This window comes from Gordonia jacobaea, assembly GCF_965344965.1.
Classification (GTDB): Bacteria; Actinomycetota; Actinomycetes; order Mycobacteriales; family Mycobacteriaceae; genus Gordonia; species Gordonia jacobaea.
Genome location: NZ_CBDRLS010000001.1, coordinates 1,103,577 through 1,121,988 on the forward strand (window position 1 = coordinate 1,103,577; position 18,412 = coordinate 1,121,988).

At 64.9% G+C, this 18,412-nt stretch carries 20 protein-coding genes and 1 riboswitch; of the genes, 10 read left to right on the top strand and 10 right to left on the bottom strand.

The features are described from left to right. Positions 1–97: 97 nt before the first annotated feature. Complete coding sequence (locus ACRVY7_RS05105; protein WP_431816219.1) at positions 98–2,416, top strand: diguanylate cyclase; 2,319 nt, start codon at positions 98–100, stop codon at positions 2,414–2,416. Between the two features lie 15 nt (positions 2,417–2,431). On the opposite strand, the gene ACRVY7_RS05110 is transcribed toward ACRVY7_RS05105, so the two are convergent. From ACRVY7_RS05110 to napA, 5 genes are all read right to left on the bottom strand, one after another. After that, positions 2,432–3,169 (bottom strand): hypothetical protein, encoded by a 738-nt coding sequence (locus ACRVY7_RS05110; RefSeq protein WP_053117358.1) that lies wholly within the window; start codon positions 3,167–3,169, stop codon positions 2,432–2,434. A 172-nt stretch (positions 3,170–3,341) separates the two neighbouring features. After that, entirely contained in the window at positions 3,342–4,472 is a 1,131-nt protein-coding gene (locus ACRVY7_RS05115; protein ID WP_049697569.1) for a glutamate--cysteine ligase, read from the bottom strand. 53 nt (positions 4,473–4,525) lie between these two features. Then, on the bottom strand, positions 4,526–5,197 hold the full coding sequence (gene sodC, locus ACRVY7_RS05120; protein WP_431816220.1) for a superoxide dismutase[Cu-Zn]: 672 nt from the start codon (positions 5,195–5,197) through the stop codon (positions 4,526–4,528). 70 nt (positions 5,198–5,267) lie between these two features. After that, complete coding sequence (locus ACRVY7_RS05125; protein WP_431816221.1) at positions 5,268–5,747, bottom strand: LytR C-terminal domain-containing protein; 480 nt, start codon at positions 5,745–5,747, stop codon at positions 5,268–5,270. A gap of 45 nt (positions 5,748–5,792) precedes the next feature. Then, complete coding sequence (napA, locus tag ACRVY7_RS05130) at positions 5,793–6,161, bottom strand: nucleoid-associated protein NapA (protein ID WP_049697566.1); 369 nt, start codon at positions 6,159–6,161, stop codon at positions 5,793–5,795. Positions 6,162–6,417: 256 nt separating this feature from the next. Here napA and ACRVY7_RS05135 point away from each other — a divergent pair, with 256 nt between their 5' ends. The 5 genes from ACRVY7_RS05135 to ACRVY7_RS05155 all read left to right on the top strand — a co-directional run bounded on the left by ACRVY7_RS05135 (position 6,418) and on the right by ACRVY7_RS05155 (position 9,661). After that, positions 6,418–7,029, top strand: a complete 612-nt coding sequence (locus ACRVY7_RS05135; RefSeq protein WP_431816222.1) for a peptide deformylase — start codon at positions 6,418–6,420, stop codon at positions 7,027–7,029. A 19-nt stretch (positions 7,030–7,048) separates the two neighbouring features. Then, on the top strand, positions 7,049–8,119 hold the full coding sequence (locus ACRVY7_RS05140; protein ID WP_431816223.1) for an N-acetylglutamate synthase, CG3035 family: 1,071 nt from the start codon (positions 7,049–7,051) through the stop codon (positions 8,117–8,119). After that, positions 8,119–8,658, top strand: a complete 540-nt coding sequence (locus tag ACRVY7_RS05145) for a guanyl-specific ribonuclease (protein WP_431816224.1) — start codon at positions 8,119–8,121, stop codon at positions 8,656–8,658. The genes ACRVY7_RS05140 and ACRVY7_RS05145 overlap by 1 nt, the downstream gene beginning before the upstream one ends. A gap of 24 nt (positions 8,659–8,682) precedes the next feature. Beyond that, positions 8,683–9,228, top strand: a complete 546-nt coding sequence (locus ACRVY7_RS05150) for a barstar family protein (protein ID WP_082937885.1) — start codon at positions 8,683–8,685, stop codon at positions 9,226–9,228. Positions 9,229–9,358: 130 nt separating this feature from the next. After that, positions 9,359–9,661 (top strand): GlsB/YeaQ/YmgE family stress response membrane protein, encoded by a 303-nt coding sequence (locus ACRVY7_RS05155; RefSeq protein WP_049697562.1) that lies wholly within the window; start codon positions 9,359–9,361, stop codon positions 9,659–9,661. A gap of 69 nt (positions 9,662–9,730) precedes the next feature. Here the strand turns inward: ACRVY7_RS05155 and ACRVY7_RS05160 are convergent, their stop codons facing one another. The 4 genes from ACRVY7_RS05160 to ACRVY7_RS05175 all read right to left on the bottom strand — a co-directional run bounded on the left by ACRVY7_RS05160 (position 9,731) and on the right by ACRVY7_RS05175 (position 12,918). Further along, complete coding sequence (locus ACRVY7_RS05160) at positions 9,731–10,078, bottom strand: GNAT family N-acetyltransferase (protein WP_049697561.1); 348 nt, start codon at positions 10,076–10,078, stop codon at positions 9,731–9,733. A gap of 223 nt (positions 10,079–10,301) precedes the next feature. Further along, a complete protein-coding gene (locus tag ACRVY7_RS05165; RefSeq protein WP_431816225.1) occupies positions 10,302–11,153 on the bottom strand; it encodes an ABC transporter permease in 852 nt (283 codons plus the stop codon). After that, positions 11,150–11,959, bottom strand: a complete 810-nt coding sequence (locus tag ACRVY7_RS05170) for an ABC transporter permease (RefSeq protein ID WP_431816226.1) — start codon at positions 11,957–11,959, stop codon at positions 11,150–11,152. Before ACRVY7_RS05170 ends, ACRVY7_RS05165 begins: the two co-directional genes overlap by 4 nt. After that, complete coding sequence (locus ACRVY7_RS05175; RefSeq protein ID WP_431816227.1) at positions 11,956–12,918, bottom strand: ATP-binding cassette domain-containing protein; 963 nt, start codon at positions 12,916–12,918, stop codon at positions 11,956–11,958. The genes ACRVY7_RS05170 and ACRVY7_RS05175 overlap by 4 nt, the downstream gene beginning before the upstream one ends. Before the next feature lie 143 nt (positions 12,919–13,061). Continuing rightward, positions 13,062–13,172, top strand: a riboswitch (TPP riboswitch). On the opposite strand from ACRVY7_RS05175, the gene thiC reads away from it, so the two are divergent. The 3 genes from thiC (at position 13,166) to ACRVY7_RS05190 (ending at position 16,620) form a co-directional block, all read left to right on the top strand. Beyond that, positions 13,166–14,866: a phosphomethylpyrimidine synthase ThiC gene (thiC, locus tag ACRVY7_RS05180; protein ID WP_431816228.1), complete on the top strand. Its 1,701-nt coding sequence runs from the start codon at positions 13,166–13,168 to the stop codon at positions 14,864–14,866. Its footprint overlaps the riboswitch before it by 7 nt. Next, on the top strand, positions 14,863–15,726 hold the full coding sequence (gene thiD, locus ACRVY7_RS05185) for a bifunctional hydroxymethylpyrimidine kinase/phosphomethylpyrimidine kinase (protein WP_431816229.1): 864 nt from the start codon (positions 14,863–14,865) through the stop codon (positions 15,724–15,726). Before thiC ends, thiD begins: the two co-directional genes overlap by 4 nt. An 87-nt stretch (positions 15,727–15,813) precedes the next feature. Continuing rightward, positions 15,814–16,620, top strand: a complete 807-nt coding sequence (locus ACRVY7_RS05190) for an HAD-IIA family hydrolase (protein WP_197494480.1) — start codon at positions 15,814–15,816, stop codon at positions 16,618–16,620. 88 nt (positions 16,621–16,708) lie between these two features. On the opposite strand, the gene ACRVY7_RS05195 is transcribed toward ACRVY7_RS05190, so the two are convergent. Further along, complete coding sequence (locus ACRVY7_RS05195; RefSeq protein ID WP_431816230.1) at positions 16,709–17,095, bottom strand: SHOCT domain-containing protein; 387 nt, start codon at positions 17,093–17,095, stop codon at positions 16,709–16,711. Between the two features lie 157 nt (positions 17,096–17,252). Between ACRVY7_RS05195 and ACRVY7_RS05200 the strand changes: the two genes are divergently transcribed. Continuing rightward, on the top strand, positions 17,253–18,290 hold the full coding sequence (locus tag ACRVY7_RS05200) for an LLM class flavin-dependent oxidoreductase (RefSeq protein ID WP_431816231.1): 1,038 nt from the start codon (positions 17,253–17,255) through the stop codon (positions 18,288–18,290). The last annotated feature ends 122 nt before the right edge of the window (positions 18,291–18,412 follow it).

The window sequence follows — 18,412 nt, forward strand, 5'->3', positions numbered from 1 at the left end:
CACGCTACACAGTGTTCGGTCACAATCATGTAGGGGATTCGTCCTCGCGCCCGACTGCGCGAACGAAGAGCACACGCGGAGGTGAGAAGTGTCGTCGGTGGCGCAGCGGTTTGATCAGCGCTCGCTCGCGATGCTGTGCAGCCAGGTCGGCGCTGTCCCGCTCATCGCATTCGGGCTCGCGTCGGATTCTTTTCTCTTGCCTGGTACGCACTGGGTATTGGCACTCGTCGGGGTTTTCACGCTCTTCTCGGTCGCGCTCACTATCCGCGCCGGCAAGCTCAGTGATCAGCAGTTCACGCTTGACGGTTTCGGTGGAATGTTGGGCATCGCGGCTTCTGCGGCGGTAATCGCCGACAACGGCTCGGCAATCGCGGTACTCGTCCTCATCGCTGCGGTGCCCGCACTCACCGCCATGGCGTCGCCACAGCATCTCGTTGTCGGTTTCGTGGTCGCGGCAATGGCTCTCGCATGTGGGGTCATGGCCGCACGCGCCACGTCGGTGACCGATTTCGCGGTCGGTGGTGGCGCGGTGCTGATGGCAATCGCGGTCCCGACGATCATGGTCACGATGCTGCGTCGCACGCTGTCGTCGTTGATTGATGAGCAGGCACGACTGAGCATCACCGACCCTCTCACCGGCGCTCTCAACAGACGCGGTCTCTTCGACGGCGCCACACCGATCTTCCGCGCCGCGAACCGCACGGGCAGACGTATCGCGATGCTCGTCATCGACATCGATCACTTCAAACGCATCAACGACGCCCACGGTCACGCCGCGGGCGACGCGATCCTCGTCGACGTGACGACCATGCTGGGCAACAACGTCCCCGACGACGCTCTGGTCGCGAGAACGGGCGGCGAGGAGTTCACCATCCTGATGGCCGTCGACGACGAGGCACAACTGCGCGACATCGCTGCGCGGCTGTGTCTGACGGTGCATGCACACGCGGGAGTCACGATCAGCGTCGGCGGTGTGACCGCCGACCCCGCCGAACTCCACGACGGCGACTCCACGCTGACCTCGCGGAGCCTCGACCAGCTCATCGCTCCCGCCGACCATCTCCTCTACGCAGCAAAACACCTTGGTAGAAACCGGTCGGTCGTCTCCTCGATCGCCGAGGTCAATGGGCACTCGGACGACATGAAGGCGGCGCAGGCCGGTACGGCACCGACCCCGGCTCCGGCGAGGTCTGGACCCGACACACCGCCCGACTCCGTGACTGCCACGGTCATCGGCAAAGAGTGGAACAGGAGAGAGTCGATGATCGAGATCCTGCACCCCTACTACGACGCCGCGCGGATCGCGCAGCTCACCGACGCGTCACGTCGCGAACTGGTCGACATGTGGCCCGCTGCGCTCGAAGAGCTTCGCGCGCTCGATGCGCTCGAGCATGTCGAGCCGGGGCCGGCGCCGGACACCCTCGTCGACTTCGGCGATCCCGCCGTCATCGACGACCGAACACGGTACGTCGTGATCGACTGGCGCAACACGGTCGTCCGGATGCCCGACGCCGAGCTGTTCTATCGGCTCAAGACCGCGCGCAACCGATTCCTGCTGACCACTTCCGAGCAGGAGGCGTGGCGCGACGCGACGGTCGCTGTCGCAGGCCTTTCCGTCGGGTCGTCGGCGTTGGCGTCGTGCGCGCTGACCGGTGCCCGCAGTTTCCACATCGCCGACTCCGATCGACTCTCACCGACCAACCTCAACCGCATGACGACCTCGATCTGCGACGTCGGGCTCGCCAAGGTCGACATCGCAGAACGACGCATCCTCGAGGGCGACCCGTACTCGTCGGTGACACAGTTCGTGCACGGCTATTCGACCGACGTCGCCGACGCCTTCCTCGGGGTGGCGACGGGCAAGCCGGTCTCGGTGATCATCGAGGAGATCGACGACATCGCGATGAAGATCGACATGCGTCGTCGGGCACGCGCGGCGCGCATTCCGGTGGTCAGCGTCACCGACATCGGCGAGAACGTGATGCTCGACATCGAACGATACGATCTCGATCCCGAGTACCCGATCTTCCACGGACGCGGCGAGAACTTCAGCGCCGCCGACGCTGCGGACCCGGTGCAGCGCCTCGACATGGCCATGGCGATCGTCGGCGACAATCTGACGTCGCGAATGGCGTTCTCCGCCAGTCAGGTCGGTCGAAGTCTCGCCTCCTGGCCGCAATTGGGCTCCACCGCGGCAATGTCGGGTGGTATCGCGGCCGCGGCCGCGCGCAACATCGTGTGCGGTCGTCCGGTGATGTCCGGACGCTACGTCCTCGACATCGAGCGCATGATTCTGGCGCAACGCGAGTACCACGAATTGCAGTGGAACGAACTGACCCCCGACGTGTTCGCCGCGGTCTTCAGCGAGAGCACGAGTGAACGACCGAAGACCAGCGGGCCGCTCACTTCCGAATAGCGTCGGTGATGTGTTTCACGCGACGTCGACGGATCCAGCGTCGAATGTGTGGGAAATTTGCCTGAATTCGGTACACATTGTTCGCCACACCGACGGTTTCGCATGACGTGCGAGTAGGTCGCGGTCCCAGAACATTGCCTGCGTCCGATACCTTTCGTCGGGATACGGCGTGTATGGAATGTCGGTATCAACCCGACCGCCACCCGATTCCCACCTGGCGAGCACATAGTCGGCTGCGGTGGCGAGCATGTGTCGCGTGCCGGTGGCCGCCATCACGATCAACGGTGTGCGGGCAAGAAAGCCCGCGGCTGCCGCCGCGTCGCTCGACGTCGGATCGACGAACGCCGACTTCACCTCGATCAGGCCTCCCGCCAGGCGCGCGCCGATCGCTCTGATCAGCTCCGACTGCCCCGGTTGGCCATCCCATTCGGTGACGGCATGCGACTGATGCGGCAGCGTGTACGGTCCCTGAACACGCAGGCCACCGACGATGCCCCCGGCGGTATCGAGCACCGCGCAGAACAGCGTGGTACTCGAGCCGTCGCTGATCGCGTCGTAGTCGAGCGCATCGTCGACGCCACGAGCGGAGTACGCGGCGTGAGCGCCGTCGAGGTACTGGCGCCAGAGGTCGGGGACGATTGTCGGCGATGCGACGACCATCGTCGCATCGCTCGTCGCGTCTGGGACGACGATTGGATCGAGCGGGCCGGCGATGTTCGGGGCAGGACTCGACAAGGGCACAACAGCATGCATGGCTGATTTCCTTCAGAGGGTTTTAAAGGCGACCCCTTGATTGTGCCGGTTGCCGACCGCAAAGCGAGAAGTGAAACCGATGACAACGCCAAAATCGATCACGCACGCTATGTACGCAAAACGTGATTTCGCGACAACCGAGAATGCCGCGGGCAGCGTCACCCGCGGGTTTTCAATCCAGTTCTGAAACCACTGACGCGACCACGGCGCGCATGTCACCGGTGCGCTCGTGGACGCTGCGCTGCCGCTGATAGCTGGCTCCGTGATCGACGATGTCGACCACGCGCGCCAATTCATCGATGCACCCGAGTTCCTCGGCGATGGGCTCGAGTCGTTTGAGCAGCACGGTGAGGTCGTCGGTCACGAGTCGTTCATCGCAATCGGAGTCGAGGATGACGATGGCCTCGAGGCCGTAACGCGCGGCCCGCCACTTGTTCTCCTGCACCAACCACGGCGCCATGTGCGGCAGTTCCTCACCCGCCGACAGCCGACGATCGAGATCGACGACGAGGCAATGGATGAGCGCGACGATCCCGGACAGCTCCACCAGGTTCGTCATCCCGTCGCACACCCGCACCTCGATGGTGCCCAGGTGCGGTGAGGGACGGATGTCCCACCGAATCTCGTTGAGATGGTCGATGATTCCCGTGGTCTTCTGATCGGCGACGAACGCCTCGAACTCGTGCCACGTCTGGAATTGGAACGGTAGCCCCGCGGTGGGCAACTGCTGGAACATCATGGCGCGGTTGCTCGCGTAGCCGGTGTCCTGACCCGACCACATCGGAGACGACGACGAGAGCGCGAGGAGGTGCGGGTAGTAGTTGAGCAGCGACGTCAGGATCGGTAACACCTTGTCGCGTCGGTCGATGCCGACGTGCACGTGGACACCCCAGATCAGCATCTGCCTGCCCCACCACTGGGTGCGATTGATCAACTCCGCGTACCGGTGTCCCTCGGTGAGCAACTGCGTCGACCACTCCGCGAACGGATGCGTGCCCGCGCCATACAGGTCGACTCCGAGTCCGTCGGTGATCGACCGCACGACGTCGAGTGTCGCCGAGAGGTCGTCGATCGCCTCACGCGTCGTCGTACTCACACCGGTCACCAATTCGACGGTGTTGCGCAGCAACTCCTTGTGAACCTTGCCCGCACGGTCGGGGGCACGACGACCGACCTCGGTGAACAGCTCCGCCGCCGAGTTCGACAGATCGCCGGACACCTTGTCGGTGAGTGCGAACTCCCACTCGACACCCAGCGTCGGCGTCGGCGAACCGGAGAACTCGATCGGGATGATCTTCGGCATCGATCAGGCCTTCCGCTCAGACCGGTGCCGGTCAGACCGGTACCGGTGTCGCGTCAGCCCTCGACGGTGATGACGCCGCATGCCAAGCGTGAGCCCGCGTCGCCGGTCTTCATCGTGTCGGCGTCGGGCGCCGGTGCGTAGCGAGTCGGGATGTTCGCGAAGTTGTCGGGCTTCTCGTGGATGATGATCGACTTACCAGCGACCTGATTGAGGTTCACCGAGTCCGTCGTGGTCACGGTCTCGCCGGTGCCGTCGGCGAGCACGTTGATCGACACGAGGTCGCCGCTTGACGGATGAGTCGTACGGCCGTCGACCTGCAGATGACCGCCCGCCGACGAGAACGGAGTCGAGCCGCTCGCCTGGCACACGCCGTTCTCGTGGATGTGCATGCCGTGGAAGCCCGCCGCGATGCCGTTGGTGACCTTGACGTCGACGCGAAGCGACGACCCGCTCGGTGTGAACGTCGCGGTGCCGACGGTCTCGCCCTTGGTGTCCTTGAGCTCGGCGGTCGCCGACTCCTTGGACGAGTTCGGGATGCCGTCGGCGTCGTCGACGGATCCGGGGGGAGCCTGATTACCCGTCACGACCGACGGGGTGGTGCCGGGAGTGTCCGACCGCGGTTCGTCGGGAGTACAGCCGGCAAGCGCCGCGGCGATGGCGCCCGCAGCACCCAGCGCGAGCACGCTGCGCAGGGTCTTCGAGCCGAGTGTCGAACTGCCGGTCATGAAAGCTCCTAGAGATCCGTTGGGCCGTCGGGTGAACAAAGTCGGATGAAAAGTCTTGCCGCGTCAGAACTCATCGGGTGACCACCACCACCGCGAGACCGTCCCGGCACATCGTGAACGACGACGGGCGCTGCTCGACGCTGGGGTTTGAACCCAGCGCGGTCGCCACCTTCTCCGCGTCCGCCTTCTGCGACGAGTCGCGATAAAGGATGGTGTTCTCGGTGAAGCTGCCGCCGTCGTAGTTCGCCGGGCTGGCCGTGTTGAATCCCTTGGCCTTCAGATCGTCAGTGACCTCCGACGCGAGACCAGAGACCGAACCCGCGTTGATCACGCAGAGACGCTCGCTCGTCGAGGCATTCGCGGCAGACGACGACGCGGGGGTCGTCGTGGTGGCGACGCTCGCCTGGGCCTCGCGCAGGTCTTCGTCCGGACTTTGTCCAGAGGTCGCCGCGGAGTGCCAGCCGAGTCCGACGAACACGACAGCCACCGCGAGGAGCAACATGGCCCCCGCCCGCAAGGGAAGGCGATTGGGCTCGCGATCAGCATTCATCACCGATGACCTTAACGCACACGCGGCGGGCAACCGCGCTCAGCGTTACGTGATGTCGAAGCCGAGCCGCCGCGCCGCACGGGCCTTCTGACGCGATGCCCGCAGCCTCCGCAGACGCTTCACCAGCATCGGGTCGGCAGCCAGCGCCTCCGGGCGATCGACGAGCGCGTTCAACACCTGGTAGTAACGCGTGGCCGACAATCCGAACAGCTCTTTGATCGCTTCTTCCTTGGCCCCCGCGTACTTCCACCACTGCCGCTCGAACGCCAGGATGTCGTGCTCGCGTCGCGACAGACCATCCGGACCCACCTCGTGAGGATCGACGGATTGTCCGGCCGCGCTCTGCGTTGTCGGTTGGGGTGCGTTCTCGGGTTGATCACCGTGCTTGCGACTACGCGCTGCTGCGCCGTCCATCTTGCTCCCTCACGCTCGCCTCCGGCCCTACCCGCGTCGGCTCCTCGACCGGGTCAATCGGCGTACCACCCCGGTGACAGAACTCGGGCTACGAGTGCGCTGACCGTCGAATGACACCGATGTGGTTCGTGACCATCTAACCACGCCCGCAAGCCGTCAACCGTGTGTGACTCGCCCGGTCGAGTCGCTCTTACCGAGCCGATCACGCAAGGCCCAGGGCAGTCGACGTCATCCGCGCGCAGTAGGCTTTTCACTCATGTCTGTGCTTCCGATCTGCATCGTTGGCGAGCCGGTCCTGCACCAGCAGACCGAGTTGGTCGAACTCGACGACGCCGGTCGTCCGTCCGACGAGATCGTCACCCTCCTCGACGACATGTACGAGACCATGGACGCCGCGCACGGCGTCGGCCTCGCCGCCAACCAGGTGGGCGTCGGTAAACGGATGTTCGTCTACGACTGTCCCGACGGCGAGGCGGGTCGCGCCTCGGCGCGGCGACGGGGCGAGGTGATCAATCCCGTCCTCGAGACGTCGGAGATCCCGGAAACCATGCCGGATCCCGACGACGACGAAGAGGGCTGCCTGTCGGTGCCCGGCGAGCAGTTCCCCACCGGCCGTGCCGAGTGGGCGCGGGTCACCGGCGTCGACCGCAACGGCGACGAGGTGGTGATCGAGGGCAACGGGTTCTTCGCCCGAATGCTGCAGCACGAGACCGGACACCTCGACGGCTTCCTCTACGTCGACGTCCTGATCGGACGCAACGCCCGCGCGGCCAAGAAGGCGATCAAGAAGCACAAGTGGGGCATCCCGGGGCTGACCTGGATTCCCGGCGAGCAGGCCGACCCGTTCGGCCACGACGACGACGACTGACCCACCGACGGGACACGCGATGAGCGAGCAACCCTCGGGTCGCGACCCGGCCGGTCTGCGCCCTGCACGTCTGCCCGCCGACGCCTACCCCGGCGACCGCGTCGTCGTGCGGTATCTGCTCGGCGACGCCGCGCCCGCCGACTGGCGGCACTCACCGAACCCGGCTCCCCCGTCGGCGGCGGCGCCCACGATGTCCGATGTCACGGGTTTTCTGGTGGAACGCGCCGATACCGGGAGTTTCGACTCGACGCTGCTGATCGAGCGCGACGGAAAGGTCGAGTCCATCCCCCTCGAGTCGGTGGTGTCGATCCGTCTCTTGTCGGCAAAACCTGTGCGCAACAGTGCAATCCGTGACCTCGAGCATGCCGCGGCGCTCGCGTGGCCGGGCGTCGAGTCGACGTGGATCGGCGGCTGGCTGGCGCGTGCGGGTGGTGGATTCTCCCGTCGCGCGAATTCTGCTGTGCCACTGGACCGTTCGGCACACGCGGATGCGCCGACCTTGCACGCCATCGGATCCTGGTATGCCGAACGTGGACTACCCGTCCTGCTCGCGCTTCCCGAGCGATTGATCGCCGCTCGCACGGTCGGGGGCGAACCCGCCAGCCCAACCGTGCACATCCTGACCCGCGACCTCGACGACTCCGCCAGTAGCGCAAGTGATTTCCCGACAACCTCGACAGAAATCGACGTCGAACTCGCTCCGACGCCGAGCGCGCGTTGGGCACAGTCGTACCGCCCCGGTACTGACACAGATCTCGTTGCCGCGGTTGCCGGTTCGGCGCAGGGCCCGATGACGTTCGCGACGGTCGTCGACGAGAGCGGTTCGCTGATCGCAACCGGGCGAGCGGCCGTCACCTCGTCGCCGTCCGGCGTCGCGTGGCTCGGAGTCACCGCGCTGTGGACCGACCCGGCGCACCGTCGGCGCCATATCGCCGACGCCGTGCTCGCTCGACTGATGGCGTGGGGCGTGACGCACGGTGCGCAGTCGGCGTACGTGCAAGTCGAAGCAGACAACGCTGTTGCCGGACGCTGGTACCGCAGAAGGGGATTCGCCTTGCACCACACCTCGCACTACGAGTCGGTGACCTGATGTCTGCACGCAAACCGACGGTCGCGCAGCGTCGTCGACAAGCGGTGGCGTCGGTCGTCGCACTGGTGGTCATCGGGCTCGTCGTCGTGGCGACGTGGCTGATCAACCGATCCGACGACTCGAGCTCCGCCACCCATTCGGCCTCGTCGACGTCATCCACCGCGAAGCCGTCGTCGAAGAAGCAGTCGGGCACGGCTTCTCAGGGCGGCAACGCTTCTCGGACCACGGTGGCACCGACCGCGGCGGCATCGGTTCCGGCGCAGGTGACCAAGACGCTGTCGCTCATCGACGCCGGTAAGTGGCCGCCAGACGACGCGTCGGGGACCAAGGGCGGGACCAACTTCGGGAACTTCGAGGGCCTGCTGCCGAAGAAGACGTCGTCGGGTAAACGGATCACCTACACCGAGTGGGACGTCAACCGTCGCGAAGCGGGGAGGAGCCGCGACGCGGAACGTATCGTGACGGGCAGCGACGGTTCCGCGTGGTACACCGCCGACCACTACAACACCTTCGTCCAGATCCGAGGCCCCAACCGATGACCGCCAACCTGTGAGCCGCAAACCATGACACCCAGCACGGGAGGCGACAACATCTCCGACACCGGAATTCCCTTAGCGCGTTTCCTCGACGACGCAGCCCGACAAGGGCCCGCCGTCGGACTCTGGGTTGGTAGCCGACCACCGAGCGCGCCGTCGTCGTACGAGTTCCGTGAAGTGACCGGCAGAACGATGACCACCCTGCGCGGTCTCTACGAAACCTATGCGCGCGCATGGGATTTTCCGGACTACTTCGGCCACAACGCCGACGCCTTCGACGAGTGCATGCGCGAACTCGACGACTCCGACAACCACACCTCCAAACCCGCGGGATACCTCACCGACATCGTCGACGCCGACCGCCTGCTCACCGCCGACCGTGAGGCATTCGGCTGGTTCGCGACGTCGCAGCTACGGTTCCGCGACCACTATCGCGACGTTGCCGTGCCGCGCAGCACCTTTGCCACACTGCTCGAAACGTCGGCGAGCCGACGACGCGATGTGATCACCGGATGGCGTCGAGCTGGCGTCACCGTCGTTACCGTCGGTGACGACCATTTTCTCCGCCGGTGACGGCCACTACTCTGAGGCAAACGACCCACTGCCACGCATGTGACGGAACGCTTGTTGCACCGCGCCACACCGGGTTACGTTGACAGCACCCCTGCAGACAGACGGGGAACCACTAAATAGGGAGTCGGTCATGACAATTCTCGCTGCAACCGAGGTACTCGCACGATCGACGACGACGACAAGCGTCGGCTGGATCGGCTACATCATCATCGGCGCCATTGCCGGATGGATCGCCGGAAAGATCGTCAAGGGCGGCGGCTCCGGCATCTTGATGAACATCGTCATCGGCATCATCGGCGCACTGATCGGCGGCTTCCTGCTGAGCTTCTTCGTCGACACCGCGTCCGGCGGCTGGTGGTTCACACTCTTCACCGCGGTTCTCGGCGCGGTGATCCTGCTGTGGATCGTTGGCGTGGTTCAGAGCAGGCGCTGACGTCTGGGCGCTGAGTTCATCGGGCCGGGTCTGCGGGGGCAGGCCCGGCTCCGCTCTCGGGATCGGCTCTCAGGCGGGAGCGAGCGGAACAACCCCCGGATGGCCGTCGAGATAGTGCTTGGTGAAGGTGCACACCGGGCGTAGCCGGGCGCCCTGGCTTCTGGCGTAGGTGATCACGCTGCGCGTCAGGCCGGTACCGAGGCCGTGACCGGTGTACTCGTCGTAGAGCACCGTGTGGAGAACGGTCAGTGTTGTCTCGCCGTCGACCGTCTCGCTCGAGTATCCGAGAACACCCACCAGGTCACCGGCAACCCACAGCTCGAATCTGTCACGCGTCGGGTTGTGCACGACCTGCGCTATCTGCTGCAGGATCGACCGCGCCGACTGAGTCGGCCGTTGATGATTCTTCCGATGCATGGCTCGTCCATCCCCTCTTCAGGCTCGTTCGCAGCGTCTACACAGCTCACTGATTGCTGCGTCCGGTTCCCCTCCGGGCACGACGGTGTGTGATCGCAGTCACATCGTAACCTGCGGGAGCGTAGGTTCAAGGACTTTGAGTCGAGATCGCCGGTATCGAGACAGATCCATGGCAAACGTTCGTCTGCGGTTCACCCGCCTGTGACAGGGAGTCGACGGCTCGCTACGAGGCACCACGTTCGACGGCCCGTCGATAACCACGCATCGAAAGCACGCCGAAAACCACCGCAAATGCCGCCGCCCATCCGACGGTGAGGCAGAACGGAACCAGAATCGGGCCGCCCTCGGTCAACCCGGTCATGGTGTCGATCGCCGGACTCATCGGCTGATACCGCACGATGGGCTGCAGCCATCCCGGGTACTCGGAGATCGGCGCGAACCCCGTGTTGAAGAACAGCATCAGCAAGAACAGAACCCCGAGATGGTCGACGACGGACTTCTGCGCGACAGTCGCGATCGCGATGACCACGAAGACGAATCCGATACCGAAGACCACCGGCACCAGGACCGCGCCGATCCCGGCGAGCCACCCCTGGGTGAACCGAAATCCCATGAGCGCCGCGACCCCGAACAACACGACCGTGCCCAGCAACGTGCGGGCCATCTCTGCGAACACACGGCCGGCCAGGAAACTCGACCGCGGAATCGGCAGCGTCCACAGCCTCCCGAGAACCCCGGACTCACGCTCGGACACGAGGTAGATGCCCGTCATCAGCGTGCCGAACATCGCGCCGACCAACGCGACGAGCCCGGTGTAGCCATAGATGCTCTGACCGGCACCGATGGCGGTGGTGATCCGGCCGAGCACGAGCTGGAACATCGCGAGAAGGAAGGCGGGAAAGACGACTGCCTGAATGAGCACCCCGGGGTCGCGCGACCACGTCCGCAGCAGCGTCGACGCGAGCACCCGCGCCCCGACGCCCCACCCCACTGCCCTGCGATCCACTGCTCTGCGTTCCACTGCTCCGGCCGCGCCGCGCCCTTCTGCACCGCGCGGCGAGATGTCGACGCTCATCGCTGCTCCCCCTTTCGTGCGGCCAGCGCCAAGCACAGCGCTCCGACGGCCAACAGTCCGACGCTCCACCCGACGACAGGCCCGGTCTGGACGTCGGCACCGGTCGAGAGCGCGCGCATTGCCTCGGCGAACACCGACACGGGCTGATTGCGGACGACAGGCTCAATCCACCCGGGAAAAGCATTGGCAGGCACCAGGCCCGTCGAACACATCACGAGCAACAGCTGCGGAATCATCAGCATCTGCCCAACGCTCTCGGCGTGTGTGGCGGCGCTACCCAGAGCATCGGCCATCATGCTCAGTGCGAGCGCGAAAACGATTGCGAGCGCGAAGAACCCGATCGATTCGACGATGCTCCCGCGCAGCCTGAAGCCGAACACGCACGCATACAGCGACACCGATACAGCCGAGACACACATCCGCACAACAGCATTCGTCATGCGCGCAGCCCCTGGTGTCAGGCGAGAGATGGGCAGCGAACTCAGCCGCTCCCGCATACCGCCGGTCGCCTCTTCGCCCGCGATCTCACACGAAATGATGGCGACAAACATGGCGGCCTGCAGAATGACCAGCGGCACAACGTATTGCGCGTAGTCGACGCCACTGCGTTCAAAGCGAGAGTGCAGCGGCACGTAGAAGCAGGTGAAGAACACGATCGGCGAGCCGATCGCGAAGAAGAGCAACCCGGTGCGGATCGACGAGTCGAGACTCCTCCTGGTCAGCACAGCGTATGCCGTCGACCAACCGACCGACGTGCGTGGCGCCGCGCCCCGACGCACCGCCGTTCGCTCCGCGGAGATCGTCATGGCACGACTTCCTCACTGGCAGTGCGATTCTCGTCGGTCAACTGCAGGAACACCTCGTCGAGCGACGGCCGGCGAAGCGCGATGTCGAAGACGCCCACCCCTTCGGCGCGCAGCGTCGACGCGACGGCGACGACAGTGTCGAGTTCTCCCGGCGCCTCGACGACGAGGACCGGACGCGACTGCGCCGACGTCGCGGCGTCGAGGAATTCGTGGTCGGCCAGCGCGGTCCGCACCCGTGTCACATCGGCTGCGTCGAGCAGCGTGATCTCGCAGATCGCCGATCCCGCTTGATGTTTGAGCTGCTCGGGGGTTCCGCGAGCGACCACAGAGCCGTGATCGAGCATGACGATGTTGTCGGCGAGATTATCGGCCTCTTCGAGATACTGCGTCGTGAGCAGCACGGTGATGCCCTCGGTTCGTAGCGCCGCGATCGTTTCCCACACCGCGGCACGGCTACGCGGGTCGAGTCCGGTTGTCGGTTCGTCGAGGAACAGAACCCGCGGGCGCGTGACGAGTGCGCACGCGATGTCGACCCGGCGGCGCTGGCCACCCGACAACGCCGACACTCGACGATCGACGAACTCGCTCAGTCCGAACGCCTCCGCCACGTGTGCCACGGAGCCCTTCGCCTCGGCCGACGACAGGCCGGTGAGCCTGCCGAACATGACGAGGTTCTCTCGTGCGGACAGGGTGTTGTCCAGCGATGCGTATTGCCCTGTGAGAGAGATCAATTCGCGCACCCTCGCCGCGTCGTCGACGACGTCGTGTCCGGCGATGAGTGCACACCCGGCGGTCGGACGCTGCAGCGTCGCGAGGATCGAGACGGTCGTCGTCTTGCCGCTGCCGTTGGGACCCAACAGGCCGAGGACCTCTCCCTCGGAGATCTCGACGTCGATTCCGCGAAGCGCGTGCACCTCCCCGTAATCCTTCTGCAGACCTACGATCTCCACCAACGTCATCGCTGTTGCACCCTTCCGGATCGTCGCGAGCTCGAACAGCGCCCTGTATGTTGGTAAGGCAATCCTAAGTTAGGAACTCGCGTTGGGCTACCCCCGGTTTCGTGACGCAACAGCAGCAAGCCAGTAGAGTGAACTGCACACAACCGAATCAACGCGGGGGCTCTCACGTAACCGAGGGCTGAGATGGCGGCAGGCGGCCGCTGACCGCATGAACCTGTCCGGGTAATGCCGGCGTAGGGAGAATCTCATGGGCACACGTGTATCCGGCGGCAGCAATTCCGCGTACAAGGTCGACTCCGACATCCTGACAACCGGTCCGATCGAGGGCAGCACCAAGCATTACGCCGACGTCGACGGGTTACGGGTTCCGCAGCGACGCATCAACCTCACCAACGGCGAGCACCTCGATGTCTACGACACATCGGGGCCCTACACCGACTCCACCGCCGTGATCGACGTCGAGGCAGGCCTCGCCCGCACCCGCGACGAGTGGCACCGTCCCGACCCGGTCGACGGAGCGTCGACCCAACTCGCCTGGGCACGAGCAGGACTCGTCACCGACGAGATGCGCTTCATCGCCGCACGCGAGAACGTCGACGTCGAACTCGTACGCAGCGAGGTCGCTGCCGGACGCGCGGTGATCCCGGCCAACCATCGTCATCCCGAGTCCGAACCGATGATCATCGGCAAGGCGTTCGCGGTGAAAATCAATGCGAACATCGGCAATTCGGCGGTGACCAGTTCCATCGCGGAAGAGGTCGAGAAGATGGTCTGGGCGACGCGCTGGGGCGCCGACACGATCATGGATCTGTCCACCGGCGACGACATCCACCTCACCCGCGAGTGGATCATGCGCAATTCCCCCGTCCCGGTCGGGACTGTGCCGATCTACCAGGCACTGGAGAAGGTCAAGGGCGATCCAACCAAGCTGACGTGGGAAATGTACCGCGACACCGTGATCGAACAGGCCGAGCAGGGCGTCGACTACATGACGGTGCACGCGGGCGTGCTTTTGCGCTACGTACCGCTGACCGCTCGCCGGGTGACCGGAATCGTCTCGCGCGGTGGGTCGATCATGGCTGCGTGGTGCCTCGCCCACCACGAAGAGTCGTTCCTGTACACGCATTTCGACGAGCTGTGCGAGATCTTCGCGCGCTACGACATCACTTTTTCACTCGGCGACGGACTGCGTCCGGGCTCGATTGCCGACGCCAACGACGAGGCACAGTTCGCCGAACTGCGCACGCTCGGAGAGTTGACCCGCATCGCGAAATCCCATGGCGTGCAGGTGATGATCGAGGGTCCGGGTCATATCCCGATGCACAAGATCGTCGAGAACGTGCGCCTCGAAGAGGAGTTGTGCGAGGAGGCGCCGTTCTACACCCTCGGCCCGCTCGCCACCGATATCGCGCCCGCATACGACCACATCACCTCCGCGATCGGCGCGGCGATGATCGCGCAAGCCGGGACGGCCATGCTCTGCTATGTCACCCCGAAGGAGCACCTCGGGCTACCCGATCGCGACGACGTGAAAGTCGGTGTGATCACCTACAAGATCGCGGCCCACTCAGCCGATCTCGCCAAAGCCCACCCGCGAGCTCAGGAACGCGACGACGCTTTGAGCAAGGCGCGCTTCGAGTTTCGCTGGACAGACCAGTTCAACCTCGCACTCGACCCCGACACGGCACGCGAGTACCACGACGAGACCCTCCCCGCGGAACCCGCGAAGACGGCTCACTTCTGCTCGATGTGCGGCCCGAAGTTCTGCTCGATGCGTATCTCCGCCGACGTGCGGGCCTATGCAGAAGAGCACAATCTGGTGACGGCAGAAGACATCGACCGACGAATCGAGCAGGAGATGGCAGCGAAGTCCGCCGAGTTCGCCGACGCAGGCAACCGCGTCTACCTGCCGATCGATGCGACATCGGGAGCCGCAAGCAGATCATGACGACACCACTGTTGCCCACCACCGAACCGGGGGTCACACCTGTCCGGGTGATGACCATCGCGGGTTCGGACTCCGGCGGCGGCGCCGGAATCCAAGCAGATATGCGGACTTTCGCGTTGCTCGGACTACACGGACTCGTCGCGGTCACCGCGGTGACGGTCCAGAATTCGGTGGGCGTCAGCGGCTTTCAAGAGATCGATCCGGAGACGGTCGCGGCGCAGATCCGCAGTGTCGTGACCGACATCGGGACGAGTGCCGTCAAGACCGGCATGCTGGCGTCGGGACCGATCATCGACGCCCTCGTCGATACCTGCGTGGAACTCGGCATCGGGCGCGGCGGCGACACCCCGCTCGTCGTCGACCCGGTCTGTGCGTCGATGCACGGCGACCAATTGCTCGCCGACGAAGCACTGGATGTGTTGCGGCGCAGACTATTTCCTCTTGCCACGGTTGTCACACCGAATCTCGACGAAGTGCGACTGCTGACGGGCATCGAGGTCGTCGACGCGGCGTCGCAGCGCAAGGCCGCCGTCGAATTGCATGGGTTGGGTCCGCAGTGGGCACTGGTCAAAGGTGGCCACCTGCGCTCCAGTGCGCTCAGTCCCGACCTGCTGTACGACGGCACCGACTTTCTCGAGTTCGCGACAGCTCGCGTCGACACCCCGCACGATCACGGCGCGGGCGACACACTCGCAGCGGCCATCGCGTGCGCTCTCGCGCATGGATATGCCGTGCCGGACGCCATCGATTTCGCAAAGCAGTGGGTTACCCGCGGCCTGCGTTCGGCCTATCCGCTGGGAGCCGGGCACGGCCCCGTCAACCCGTTGTGGCGCGTCGGCAACGACGTCCGACATGCGTGAACGGGAATCGTCTGAGAGGTAGCGGACCAATAACAGTCCGCCACATCTCGCGATAATCATCACGAAGCTCACCGTAGGGTGAGAGTCATGGGCTGGACGTTTCTCATGGACATGGACGGCGTGCTGACGAACGAGGAACACCTCGTACCCGGCGCAGACGAATTCATCGCGGAATTGCGCAACAACGACATTCCCTTTTCCGTTCTCACCAACAACTCGATCCGCACGGCACGTGACCAACACGCCAGATTGCTGCAGATCGGCCTCGACATTCCCGAGGAATCGATCTGGACATCGGGAATGGCGACAGCCGACTTCCTCGCGTCACAGGACCAGGGCGACACCGCCTTCGTCATCGGCGAATCGGGGCTGACCACGCCGCTGTACGAGAAGGGGTTCGTGACGACGGAGACCAACCCCGACTACGTGGTGCTCGGCGAGACGCGCATGTATTCGTTCGAGGCGATCACGAGCGCAATTCGGATGATCGAGCGCGGTTCGAAGTTCATCGCCACCAACCCCGACGTGACAGGCCCCTCGCACGACGGCTCGATCCCGGCGACCGGCGCGGTGGCCGCCATGATCTCCAAGGCGACCGGCCGCGAGCCCTACTACGTCGGCAAGCCCAATCCGATCATGATGCGGTCGGCGCTACGACGCCTCGGCTCGCATTCGGAGAACACGCTGATGATCGGCGACCGCATGGACACCGACATCATCGCGGGCCTCGAATCGGGAATGCGGACGATCCTGGTGCTCACCGGAATCTCCACCCGCAAGTCCGTCGAGAAATATCCCTACCGCCCCACACTGATCCTGGACTCGGTCAACGACCTCGTCGGCCACACCAACGATCCCTTCGGCGACGCCGTCACGCCGGAGTCATCGACGTAGCCTGCCGGCCTTCTCGAACAGCACCGAGGTGCACGCGAAAGTGCCCGCCCCGAGTTCGGGGCGGGCACTTACTGCATGTTGTCGAAACTCAGCTCGAGGCGAGGGCCTTGGACTTGAGGTGCTCGAACTCCTCGGGTGTGATGGCTCCCGAGTCGAGCAGCGACTTTGCATCCGCGATCTGTTGCGCGGGCGAGGTGCCTGCGACGTTACGGATGTAGCTGTCGGATTCCTTCTTGTACTCGGCGGCGGCTGCCTGCGCACGCTCCTGCATACCCTTGCCCTTGGCGAGCAGATACACGATCGCCGTGATGTACGGGAAAATGATCAGGCAGATGACCCAGATCGCCTTCGCCCACCCCGAAGACTTATGGTCACGGAAGAGGTCGGCGATGATGTACCACAACACGATCAGGTAGGCGACGAACGCAAAGATCACGACCATCGTCCACAGGAAGTTCCAGAAGCCTTCCCACATTTCGGTTTCTCCTAGCTTGGCGGGAATCGGCCTTATTGGCCGTGGATGACGGTACATGCAATCCCGAGCGCTGTAAGCGCGAGCTGCGAATTCACCAATTCCACAAAATGTCTTTCACTCACCCGGGCCATTAGGCAGGTCCGGCATGATGAGACATATGACCATCGAACTCGGACTCGACACGTTCGGCGACGTCACTGTCGACGACTCCGGCGACACCATCTCGTACGCGCAGACGATCCGCAACGTACTCGACCAAGCCGTCCTCGCCGATTCGGTCGGTGTCGACTTCTTGGGGGTCGGCGAACACCATCGCGACGACTACGCGATCTCGGCGCCCGACGTCGTCCTCGGCGCGATCGCCGCGCGCACCGAGCGGATACGACTCGGCTCCGCAGTCACCGTCCTCAGCTCCGACGACCCGATCCGGGTGTTCGAACGCTTCTCGACGGTCGACGCGATCTCGTCCGGGCGCGCGGAGGTCATCCTCGGCCGCGGCTCCTTCACCGAATCCTTCCCGCTGTTCGGGTTCGAACTCGATCAGTACGAGGAGTTGTTCGCCGAGAAGCTGTCACTGTTCGCCGAGTTGCGCACGGGTGAGCCGGTGACCTGGGAAGGCGCGCTGCGACCACCGCTGCGCGACCAGACGGTGTATCCGAAGCTGGAGAATCCGCCGCTCCCGACATGGATTGCCGTGGGCGGCAGCCCCGAGTCCGTGGTCCGCGCAGCCAGTTACGGGCTGCCGCTGATGCTCGCGATCATCGGTGGCGACCCGCTGCGCTTCGCGCCGTACGTCGACCTCTACCGTCGCGCTCTCGAACAGCTCGAGAAGCCGACCGACCTTCCCGTCGGCGTCCACTCCCCCGGGCACATCGCCGAGACCGACGAGCAGGCGCGCGACGACCTCTGGCCGCACTACCGGGTCACCGTCGGGCGCATCGGCGCCGAACGCGGCTGGCCACCACCGACGCGCATCGAGTTCGACCAGTCGACCGGACCCGCCGGTTCGCTCTACGTCGGATCGCCGGAAACCGTCGCGCAAAAGATCGCACGCACCGCGAAGGCGCTGGGCCTGAGCCGGTTCGACCTCAAGTACTCACATGGCACACTCCCCCACCCCGCCCTCATGCGCAGCGTCGAACTCTATGGGACACAGGTGATCCCGCGCGTCCGCGAGCTGCTCGCCGAGTCCTGACCGCCGACTGCCGACTGGGCGCTCGAGACCGTCGACCGTGCGCTCGAGACCGTCGACTGTGCGCCGCATACTGTCGAGTGGGCGCTCGAGACAGTCGACTGTGCGCGCCCAGTCGCGGTGCG

Bases quoted from the DNA above. Each gene is read 5' to 3' on its own strand.
- ACRVY7_RS05110 (WP_053117358.1), bottom strand. From the start codon at position 3,169: ATGCATGCTGTTGTGCCCTTGTCGAGTCCTGCCCCGAACATCGCCGGC.
- ACRVY7_RS05115 (WP_049697569.1), bottom strand. From the start codon at position 4,472: ATGCCGAAGATCATCCCGATCGAGTTCTCCGGTTCGCCGACGCCGACG.
- sodC (WP_431816220.1), bottom strand. From the start codon at position 5,197: ATGACCGGCAGTTCGACACTCGGCTCGAAGACCCTGCGCAGCGTGCTC.
- ACRVY7_RS05125 (WP_431816221.1), bottom strand. From the start codon at position 5,747: ATGAATGCTGATCGCGAGCCCAATCGCCTTCCCTTGCGGGCGGGGGCC.
- napA (WP_049697566.1), bottom strand. From the start codon at position 6,161: ATGGACGGCGCAGCAGCGCGTAGTCGCAAGCACGGTGATCAACCCGAG.
- ACRVY7_RS05135 (WP_431816222.1), top strand. From the start codon at position 6,418: ATGTCTGTGCTTCCGATCTGCATCGTTGGCGAGCCGGTCCTGCACCAG.
- ACRVY7_RS05140 (WP_431816223.1), top strand. From the start codon at position 7,049: ATGAGCGAGCAACCCTCGGGTCGCGACCCGGCCGGTCTGCGCCCTGCA.
- ACRVY7_RS05145 (WP_431816224.1), top strand. From the start codon at position 8,119: ATGTCTGCACGCAAACCGACGGTCGCGCAGCGTCGTCGACAAGCGGTG.
- ACRVY7_RS05150 (WP_082937885.1), top strand. From the start codon at position 8,683: ATGACACCCAGCACGGGAGGCGACAACATCTCCGACACCGGAATTCCC.
- ACRVY7_RS05155 (WP_049697562.1), top strand. From the start codon at position 9,359: ATGACAATTCTCGCTGCAACCGAGGTACTCGCACGATCGACGACGACG.
- ACRVY7_RS05160 (WP_049697561.1), bottom strand. From the start codon at position 10,078: ATGCATCGGAAGAATCATCAACGGCCGACTCAGTCGGCGCGGTCGATC.
- ACRVY7_RS05165 (WP_431816225.1), bottom strand. From the start codon at position 11,153: ATGAGCGTCGACATCTCGCCGCGCGGTGCAGAAGGGCGCGGCGCGGCC.
- ACRVY7_RS05170 (WP_431816226.1), bottom strand. From the start codon at position 11,959: ATGACGATCTCCGCGGAGCGAACGGCGGTGCGTCGGGGCGCGGCGCCA.
- ACRVY7_RS05175 (WP_431816227.1), bottom strand. From the start codon at position 12,918: ATGACGTTGGTGGAGATCGTAGGTCTGCAGAAGGATTACGGGGAGGTG.
- thiC (WP_431816228.1), top strand. From the start codon at position 13,166: ATGGGCACACGTGTATCCGGCGGCAGCAATTCCGCGTACAAGGTCGAC.
- thiD (WP_431816229.1), top strand. From the start codon at position 14,863: ATGACGACACCACTGTTGCCCACCACCGAACCGGGGGTCACACCTGTC.
- ACRVY7_RS05190 (WP_197494480.1), top strand. From the start codon at position 15,814: ATGGGCTGGACGTTTCTCATGGACATGGACGGCGTGCTGACGAACGAG.
- ACRVY7_RS05195 (WP_431816230.1), bottom strand. From the start codon at position 17,095: ATGTGGGAAGGCTTCTGGAACTTCCTGTGGACGATGGTCGTGATCTTT.
- ACRVY7_RS05200 (WP_431816231.1), top strand. From the start codon at position 17,253: ATGACCATCGAACTCGGACTCGACACGTTCGGCGACGTCACTGTCGAC.